Annotated in this window: 6 protein-coding genes; 3 read left to right on the top strand and 3 right to left on the bottom strand. The window is 64.0% G+C overall.

The features are described from left to right. Positions 1-1,382, bottom strand: a 1,382-nt coding sequence (locus RIF85_RS12825) for an alpha-amylase family glycosyl hydrolase (protein ID WP_309072290.1), incomplete at its 3' end; no start/stop codon positions are given. Positions 1,383-1,442: 60 nt separating this feature from the next. After that, positions 1,443-2,792 carry an MFS transporter gene (locus RIF85_RS12820; protein ID WP_309072289.1) on the bottom strand — a complete coding sequence of 450 codons (1,350 nt, stop codon included), beginning with the start codon at positions 2,790-2,792 and terminating at the stop codon, positions 1,443-1,445. 192 nt (positions 2,793-2,984) lie between these two features. On the opposite strand from RIF85_RS12820, the gene purH reads away from it, so the two are divergent. From purH to RIF85_RS12805, 3 genes are all read left to right on the top strand, one after another. Further along, positions 2,985-4,601: a bifunctional phosphoribosylaminoimidazolecarboxamide formyltransferase/IMP cyclohydrolase gene (gene purH, locus RIF85_RS12815; RefSeq protein ID WP_309072288.1), complete on the top strand. Its 1,617-nt coding sequence runs from the start codon at positions 2,985-2,987 to the stop codon at positions 4,599-4,601. 70 nt (positions 4,602-4,671) lie between these two features. After that, on the top strand, positions 4,672-6,891 hold the full coding sequence (locus RIF85_RS12810) for an NADP-dependent isocitrate dehydrogenase (protein ID WP_309072287.1): 2,220 nt from the start codon (positions 4,672-4,674) through the stop codon (positions 6,889-6,891). 306 nt (positions 6,892-7,197) lie between these two features. Then, positions 7,198-8,187, top strand: a complete 990-nt coding sequence (locus RIF85_RS12805) for a bile acid:sodium symporter family protein (RefSeq protein ID WP_309072286.1) — start codon at positions 7,198-7,200, stop codon at positions 8,185-8,187. 24 nt (positions 8,188-8,211) lie between these two features. Here RIF85_RS12805 and RIF85_RS12800 read toward each other — a convergent pair. Beyond that, positions 8,212-9,033 (bottom strand): Gfo/Idh/MocA family oxidoreductase (locus RIF85_RS12800; protein WP_309072285.1); only part of this gene is annotated, 822 nt, incomplete at its 5' end.

The following is a 9,033-nucleotide window of genomic DNA, read 5'->3' as shown; positions in this document are numbered from 1 at the left end:
CCGGTGAAGCCCTGCTCGTCGCCGTAGTAGATGACAGGATTGCCGCGCGAGAAGTACATCAGCTCGTGCGCGAGTCCATCACGGGCGAGCAGCTCTTCCTCGCCGGCGTCCGGATTGTCGGCCTTGAGGAACCCGCCGATGCGGCCCATGTCGTGATTACCCAGGAAGGTGGGCAGGCTGTAGGCGTTGGAGTCAGCGTCGGTGTACCAGTCATCATCGACGAAGAATTGCTCAAGCTGCCCGGCGTCCGCACCGCGGGACGCAAAGCTGCGGGCCGCCTCCTGAAACGGGAAGTCGAGCACGGACTGCATGGAGTTGCGCGTGGTGTACTGCGAGGTGAAGTCCTTGCTGGTGTCGAAGACCTCTCCGAACATGAAGAACTCGTCCTTGCCCTGCTCCTGGGCGAACTCAAGGACGTCCGGTCCGAACTCCTGCCAGAACTCGTCGTTCACGTGCTTCATGGTGTCGATGCGGAACCCGTCCACGCCGAAGTCGGCGATCCAGGCCTGGTAGATCTCCTTCATGCCGTCCACGACGACGGGATGCTCGGTGAAGAGGTCGTCGAGCCCGAAAAAGTCGCCGTAGTAGGCATCCTCACCTGCGAAGGTGGTGTCGCCGCGGTTGTGGTAGAGCGTCGGGTCGTTGAGCCATTCCGGAACCTTAAGGTTCTCCTCACCCGGCTCCAGTACCGGAGTGTAGGGGAAGGAAACCGACGGATCGAGGGCCGGGAAGCTGTCGCTGCCGGCCACGTCGCGGTCATCGAACGGGACCCCGTCCGCGGTGCGGTAGGGCTCCTCGTCCTTGGAAACGTAGGGCATGCGGGCACCCTCCTCGTACCCGATGACGTCCGCGGTGTGGTTGGTGATGATGTCGAAGTAGACCTTCATCCCGCGGGAGTGCGCTTCGTCGATGAGCGCCTTGAGGTCTTCGTTGGTGCCCAGGTGCGGGTCGATCTGCGTGAAGTCGGTGATCCAATAGCCGTGGTAACCGGCCGAGTTGTCCTCAGCCTGCACAGCCTTGTTCTTGAAACTGGGCGTCAGCCAGATCGAGGTGGTGCCGAGCCCCTCGATGTAGTCCAGCCGGTCGAGCAGACCTTTCAGATCGCCGCCGTTGTAGAAGCCTTTCCGGGTGGGATCGAAACCGGACACCATCGGGTTGGAACCCAGGCCGCCGTCGTCGTTGGCTGGGGTGCCGTTGGCAAAGCGGTCAGCCATCACAAAGTAGAAGTTCTCGTCGGTGACCGGTGCGCGCAGCGACTGCAGCGCCTCGGCCGTGGCGGCGGTTTTATCGTGGCCGGCGGGCTTGGCCTGGGCGGGTAGTGCAGTACCGGTCGCGGCCAGCAGCGATGCAAGCACGACGACGGTAGCGTTGCGGGTAATCATGAGACCTCCAGAAGTGGAAAGAACCTCCAAAGCGTGTCTCAGGTCACATTTGCTGTCAACTCAAATGCGGGCTCCACGGGTCTCCGGCGCGTTGAACGCCATCCACAGTACGGCGACCAGAACCAGCACGCCCGTCACCGCGAACGTCAGCGGCAGCCCGAGGTAGGGCCACAGCAGGGACCCGAAGATGAGCGGCACCAGTCCCGCGCCCACCCTGGACACCGTGGACGCCCATCCGAAACCGGAGCCGCGCAGCTCGGTGGGGTACAGCTCGGACACGTAGGTGTAGAGCACAGGGATGGCCACCTGGATGGTGAAGCCGAAAGCCAGCAGCCAGGCCGTCGCCACTGCCGGGAGGTCGACGGTCAGCGCGAAGATCACCAGCACGACGGCGGACAGCGGACCGGACACCGCCAGGATCCACTTCCTGCCCACCCGCTCCACCAGAAGGGCGGCGGCAACGACGCCGAGGAAGCCGATGCCTGTCATGCCCGCCGTGGTCAGGAAGGCCACCGACTGCCGGTACCCCGCGGCGATGAGGATCTGCGGCATCCAGGTCAGGGCTCCGTAGTAGACCAGCAGGATCGACAGGAACAGACTCCATGCCGCGAGGGTGATGCGCCAGTTGAATCGCCACAGGGCGGTGAACTGACCCGTGAGCCCTCCAAGCGTGAGCCGCGGATCGTTCCCGGCGGGCGGCAGCCGCCATTCGCGGACCCGTGCTCCGGTGCTTTCGACCAGCTGGTCGATCACCGCCTTGGCCTCGCTGGTGCGTCCCCGCTGCACAAGGTAGAGGGGTGACTCAGGCACTGACCGCCGAACCCAGAACACCAGGAGGGCAGGCAGCACCATGACGAGCATCAGGTAACGCCAATCGCCGAATGCGGCGATCAGGATTGCGGACACCACCCCGCACAGGGCTGCACCGATGGGCCACCAGCCGTCCATGGCAGTGAGGACCCGTCCACGGTGCTTTCGTGGCGTGAACTCCCCGACAAGCGCGTAGTCCACCGGGATACACCCACCCAATCCGAAGCCGGCGAGGAACCGGAAGACGCAGAACCAGACGAGATCACCGGACAGCGCACCGAGCACCGTAAACAGCGAGAAGATCAGCAGTGTCGCAGTGAATGCCTTTTTCCGGCCGATCAGGTCGGCAATGGAACCCCAGGCGAAGGCTCCCACCGCCATGCCGATCAGGTTGGAGGTACCTACCCACGCGGCCTCGCCGGGAGTCAGCCCCCATTCCTCCGACAGCAGGGGGATGAGGTAACCGTTCAGCGTGACGTCCCAGGCGTCGAACATGAACCCAAGGCCGCCGATCAGGAAGATCTTGCCCTGCACACGCCACCGCCAGGGCAGGTCCTGCACCACCTGGTCGCCGGTGGGGAGGTCGGTTGAAGTGCTCACGTTTCCGTCCTGACAGCGCCGCCCGGCGCTTGCTGGCTCGTTGCGAATAACTCGATCACCATACCGCCGTCCCGTAAGTCAGCGGTGCCTTCACAGGAACGCACCGTAACGGACCCGCGCTGCCGACGGACGGAACGTGCCGGTGTTTTAGACTGGGGACGATCCCACAGCACTCATTCCCTGGAGACCTGCGTGACTTTGACCAACCTTGACCGTGTTCCGATCCGCCGCGCGCTGATCTCCGTCTACGACAAGACCGGGTTGGAGGAACTCGCTCAGGGTCTGCACGGCGCAGGTGTGCGCATCGTCTCCACCGGCTCCACCGCCAAGACCATTGCCGCGGCGGGCATCCCCGTTCAGCAGGTTGAGGAGGTCACCGGTTCTCCCGAGATGCTTGACGGCCGCGTCAAGACCCTGCATCCGCGCGTGCATGGCGGGATCCTCGCGGACCGCCGCGTCGCCGCTCACATGGACACCCTGGCGGAGATGGATATCGAGGCTTTCGACCTCGTGGTAGTCAATCTCTACCCCTTCGTTGAGACGGTGAAGTCAGGTGCGTCACGGGACGACGTCGTCGAGCAGATTGATATCGGCGGCCCCGCAATGGTCCGGTCGGCGGCGAAGAACCACGCTGCCGTGAGCATCGTGGTGGACCCTTCCTTCTACGGCAGCGTTGTCCGCGCCGCTGGTGAGGGAGGCTTCGACCTGAAGACCCGTCAGCGCTTGGCGGCCCGCGCCTTCGCGCACACCGCGGCCTACGACAATGCCGTTGCCACCTGGACGGCAACGCAGTTCCAAGACGAGGACGACGACGGCGTCATTGATTGGCCTGCGTACGCCGGTCTCGCGCTCGAGCGCTCCGAAGTGCTTCGCTACGGTGAGAACCCGCACCAGCAGGCGGCCCTGTACGTCGACAAGGCAGCTCCGGTGGGCATCGCCCAGGCGGATCAGCTGCACGGCAAGGCCATGAGCTACAACAACTTCGTCGACGCGGACGCCGCCCTGCGCGCTGCCTACGATTTCAGCGAACCGGCAGTGGCCATCATCAAGCACGCCAACCCGTGCGGTGTCGCGGTCGGCACCTCTGACGCGGCTGATCCCATTGCCGACGCCCACGCCAAGGCACACGCATGCGATCCTGTGTCCGCCTTCGGGGGTGTCATCGCAGCCAACCGCACCGTAACGGCCGGCATGGCGCAGACCGTGAAGGACATCTTCACCGAAGTCGTCATCGCTCCCGGGTTCGAGCCTGAAGCGGTGGAGATTCTCTCGCAGAAGAAAAACATCCGTTTGCTTGCCCTTCCTGAGGGTTACGACCGCTACCCGACCGAGATCCGCCAGGTGTCCGGCGGTGTGCTTATCCAGGTGACCGACACAGTGAACGCCGATGGCGACAATCCCGGGAACTGGACGCTCGCCGCGGGCGAGGCAGCGGATCCTGAGACCCTGGCCGATCTCGCTTTTGCCTGGACGGCGTGCCGGGCCGCGAAGTCCAATGCCATCCTCCTTGCCCGTGACGGTGCCGCCGTCGGCGTCGGAATGGGTCAGGTCAATCGTCTGGACTCCTGCAAGCTCGCGGTGGAGCGTGCCAACACGCTCGCGGGGGAGGGCAGCGAGCGCGCCCGTGGTGCGGTGGCGGCGTCGGACGCGTTCTTCCCGTTCGCTGACGGCCTGCAGATCCTGATTGACGCCGGCGTGCGCGCCGTCGTCCAGCCGGGAGGGTCGGTACGCGACCAGGAAGTCATTGATGCCGCAAACGCTGCAGGCATCACCATGTACTTCACCGGCGCGCGCCACTTCTTCCACTAAACCGGTACGTTAGACACCCAAAGCACCGACAGATTTCAGTTCAAGTTGACCTTCAGGGAGACGCCTCACCATGGCTAAGATCATCTATACCCACACCGACGAAGCGCCGATGCTGGCCACGTATTCGTTCCTGCCGATCATCGAGGCTTTCGCCTCGACGGCGGGTGTGGAAGTGGAGACCCGCGACATCTCGCTGGCCGGACGCATCATCGCGACCTTCAGCGACTACCTCACCGAGGAACAGCGCATCGGTGACGCACTGGCAGAGCTGGGCGAGCTGGCCACCAAGCCCGAAGCCAACATCATCAAGCTCCCCAACATCAGCGCCTCGGTTCCGCAGCTGAAGGCCGCAATTGCAGAGCTTCAGTCGCAGGGGTACGCCCTACCGGACTACCCGGACAACCCCTCCAGCGACGAGGAAGCCGACGTCCGAGCGCGCTACGACAAGATCAAGGGCTCGGCAGTCAACCCGGTCCTCCGTGAAGGGAACTCGGACCGTCGTGCGCCCCAGTCGGTGAAGAACTACGCCCGCCAGAACCCGCATTCCATGGGCGCTTGGTCAGCAGATTCCAAGACCAACGTGGCCACCATGAGCGACGGCGACTTCCGGTCCAACGAGAAGTCGGTGGTCATGGAAGATGATGATTCCCTGACCATCCAGCACGTGGGCCAGGACGGAACCGTGAACGTGCTGAAGAAGGCATTCCCCGTGCTCGCGGGTGAGGTCATCGACGGAACGGTCATGCGCGCGGCCGCCCTGGACGAGTTCCTCGCCGCACAGGTGGAACGCGCCAAGAACGACGGTGTGCTCTTCTCGGCCCACCTCAAGGCAACCATGATGAAGGTGTCCGACCCGATCATCTTCGGCCACATCGTGCGCTCATTCCTGCCGGAGGTTTTTGCCTCCTACGGAGAGCAGCTCGAGGCGGCAGGCCTCAGTCCCAACAACGGACTCGCCTCCATCCTGAGCGGCCTCGAGAAGCTGCCGGCCGGCACCCGCGAAGAGGTTGAAGCAGCCATCCGCAAGGGCATCGAGGACGGTCCGAAGCTCGCCATGGTGGACTCGGACAAGGGGATCACCAACCTGCATGTGCCCAGCGACGTCATCGTCGATGCTTCCATGCCCGCAATGATCCGTACCTCCGGCCACATGTGGGGACCGGACGGCGAAGAGGCGGACACCCTCGCTGTGCTGCCCGACAGCTCCTACGCCGGCATCTATCAGGTAGTGATCGATGACTGCCGGGCCAACGGCGCCTTCGATCCGACCACCATGGGCACCGTGCCCAACGTGGGCCTCATGGCCCAGGCCGCTGAGGAGTACGGCAGCCACAACAAGACCTTCGAAATCGATACGCCGGGCACGGTGCAGATCGTCGATGGCTCCGGCAACGTCCTCATCGAGCACGACGTCGAGCCCGGTGATATCTGGCGTGCCTGCCAGACCAAGGACATCGCCATCCGCGACTGGGTCAAGCTTGCTGTCACGCGTGCACGTGCCTCGGCCACTCCCGCAGTGTTCTGGCTGGACGAGGAGCGTGCCCACGACGCCAACCTCATCGCCAAGGTCAACGAATACCTCGCCGAGCACGACACAGAGGGTCTGCAGCTTGAGATCCTTTCGCCGGTGAAGGCAACTGCATTCACCCTTGAACGGATCCGACGGGGAGAAGACACCATTTCCGTCACCGGCAACGTCCTGCGCGATTACCTTACGGACCTCTTCCCGATCCTTGAACTGGGAACCAGTGCCAAAATGCTCTCGATCGTCCCGCTGATCAACGGCGGCGGCCTCTTCGAGACGGGTGCGGGCGGCTCCGCTCCCAAGCATGTGCAGCAGCTCGTCCGCGAGAACCACCTGCGCTGGGACAGCCTGGGCGAATTCCTCGCGCTCGCCGTGAGCTTCGAACACCTGGCCACAACCGCCGGAAACGCTCGCGCACAGATCCTGGCCGACACGCTGGACCGCGCGACCGCCACCTTCCTGCTAGAGAACAAGTCGCCGAGCCGCAAGGTCGGAGAGATCGACAACCGCGGAAGCCACTTCTACCTTGCACAGTTCTGGGCAAAGGAGCTGGCAGGGCAGAGCGAGGATGCGGAGCTCGCGTCCGCATTTGCTGCGGTAGCAGATCAGCTGACCTCCAACGAGGACACCATCGTGTCTGAGCTCCTCGCGGTGCAGGGCTCTCCCGCAGATATCGGAGGTTATTACCACCCTGACATCACCAAGGTTGTCGCCGTGATGCGGCCGTCGAAAACGTTCACTGAGGTGCTTTCCACCCTCGGCTAGGTTCGACACCCCGGGAGGCTCCGCGCTTGTGCCGTCAGGCACCGGTGCGGGGCCTTTCGCATGCACGCCTTTGAACGTCCTGTGAACTTGTTACCGTTCGGTTTACAAGCCAATGGACAGCATGCTTTGCCTTCAAGCCAACAATCTGTTGACCATTGGGGATGGGGGAATGGCCGGGCGTACGCGCCGATCAATCGTCTCCACCCTGCGTATCTGATGTTCCTGAGCTGGGCACCACATAGGTGCCTCGCGTAACAATCCCGGTCTGATGCGGCGGGGTGAAACGGCGCATGCTTTGGTTGAAGCATGAACCCGCAACACCCCGCCGCATCAGCCGAGGAACGCAACGCCCGCATCGCAGTCACATTGTTTCCCTTGCTCGTCCTGGGCGGGGGTGCAATCGCCCTTTTCATGCCAACCGCCTTCACTGGATTGGCACCCGCCATCAATCCACTCCTTGGAGTGATCATGTTCGGGATGGGGCTTACGCTGACGCCGCCGGACTTCGCGGTCATCGCAAAGCGACCCGTTCCGGTGGTGATCGGCGTTGTTGCGCAGTACGTCGTGATGCCGTTGCTCGGACTGTTGGTGGTCTCTGTGCTCGGCCTCCCGGCAGCCCTTGCCGCCGGTGTCATTCTCGTTGGATGTTGCCCCGGTGGCACGGCCTCGAACGTGGTGTCCTACCTAGCGAAGGGGGATGTCGCGCTCTCGGTGGCAATGACCACCGTGTCCACCCTGCTGGCCCCGGTACTGACTCCGTTGCTGACCCTGTGGCTCGCCGGACAGTACCTGCCGGTCGACGCCGGTGCAATGGCGTGGTCCATCGTCCAGATCGTGCTGATTCCCGTTGCCCTCGGGCTGGTTGCAAGATTGTTGCTTCCCCGCCTCGTGGCAGCCGCACTGCCCGTTCTGCCCTGGATCTCGGTCGTTGCAATCACCCTGGTGGTGATGGCGGTTGTCGGCCTGAGCGCCGACGCCATCTTCTCCGCCGGACTGCTCGTTCTGCTCGCGGTAGTGCTTCACAACGGACTCGGCTACGCCCTTGGGTACGGAGCGGCGAAACTGTTCAAGCTTCCGATTCGAGCGCGGCGTACCACCGCTGTCGAGGTCGGCATGCAGAACTCGGGTCTTGCCGCAGGACTGGCACGGACGTACATGACTCCGGAATCAGCTCTTCCGGGAGCGATCTTCTCGGTGTGGCACAACCTCTCGGGTGCGCTCATGGCAGCGTACTGGCGGCGACGCGGGCTGGCGGATGAAGTGCTGCCCGCATCGGAAGCACGCGTCGCCGGTTAACCACGGGACGCCGCCGAACACCGGTTACCGGTCGTTTGCGTACCGGAGTCCGAGCTGAGCGCGGACGCCGTCGAACATCCGCATGGTGTCGAGCGTGTGTTGCAGCGGCATGGTGGGGCTCTCCAGGAGACCCTCCTGGATGCAGCGGGTCGTCTCGCGCAGCTCGTAGGTGTACCCGTTCCCAACCTGCTCGAAATGCTCAACCCTGGCTTCGCCGCCGTGCGGATGCACGTGCAGCTCACGAGGGTTATGGAGCGGGGTGGACGTACGCAACCAGCCCTTGCTGCCTGCGACCGTCGCCTGGCCCGGACCGGAAGCGACCAACGACGACGACAGCTGCGCCTGGGCCCCGCTCGCATAAGTGAGGGTGAGGGCGTTCTGGGAGTCGACGCCGTCGTCGTTCAGTGTGCCCTCGGCGGCCACAGACGTGGGGAACCCGAGCGAGCCGAGCGCCCACGTGGACGGGTAGACCGTGAGATCCAGCAGCGCGCCTCCGCCGGCGAGCGGGTCCCACAGGCGGGCGGCTGGATCGTAGGTCGCGGGGAAGCCGAGATCGGCCTGGACCCAGCGGATCTCACCCAGCTCGCCGGAGTGGATGATGTCCCAGGCCCGGTTCACACTCGGCAGGAATCGGGTCCAGACGGCCTCCATCAGAAAGAGTCCCCTGTCGCGGGCAAGGTTGATGAGCTCTTCGGCTTCGCGCGCGTTGACGGTAAAGGCCTTCTCGCAGAGAACGTGCTTGCCTCCCAGGAGCAGGGCCTTGCACACCTCGTAATGCTGGCCGTGAGGCGTCGCTACGTACACGACGTCCACATCGGGGTCTTCTGCCAACCGCTCGAAACCGCG

It is taken from the genome of Arthrobacter sp., from assembly GCF_031179385.1.
Classification (GTDB): domain Bacteria; phylum Actinomycetota; class Actinomycetes; order Actinomycetales; family Micrococcaceae; genus Arthrobacter_D.
Note: the sequence above shows the minus strand (reverse complement) of the source record. Positions and strands in the feature narration are given on the sequence as shown.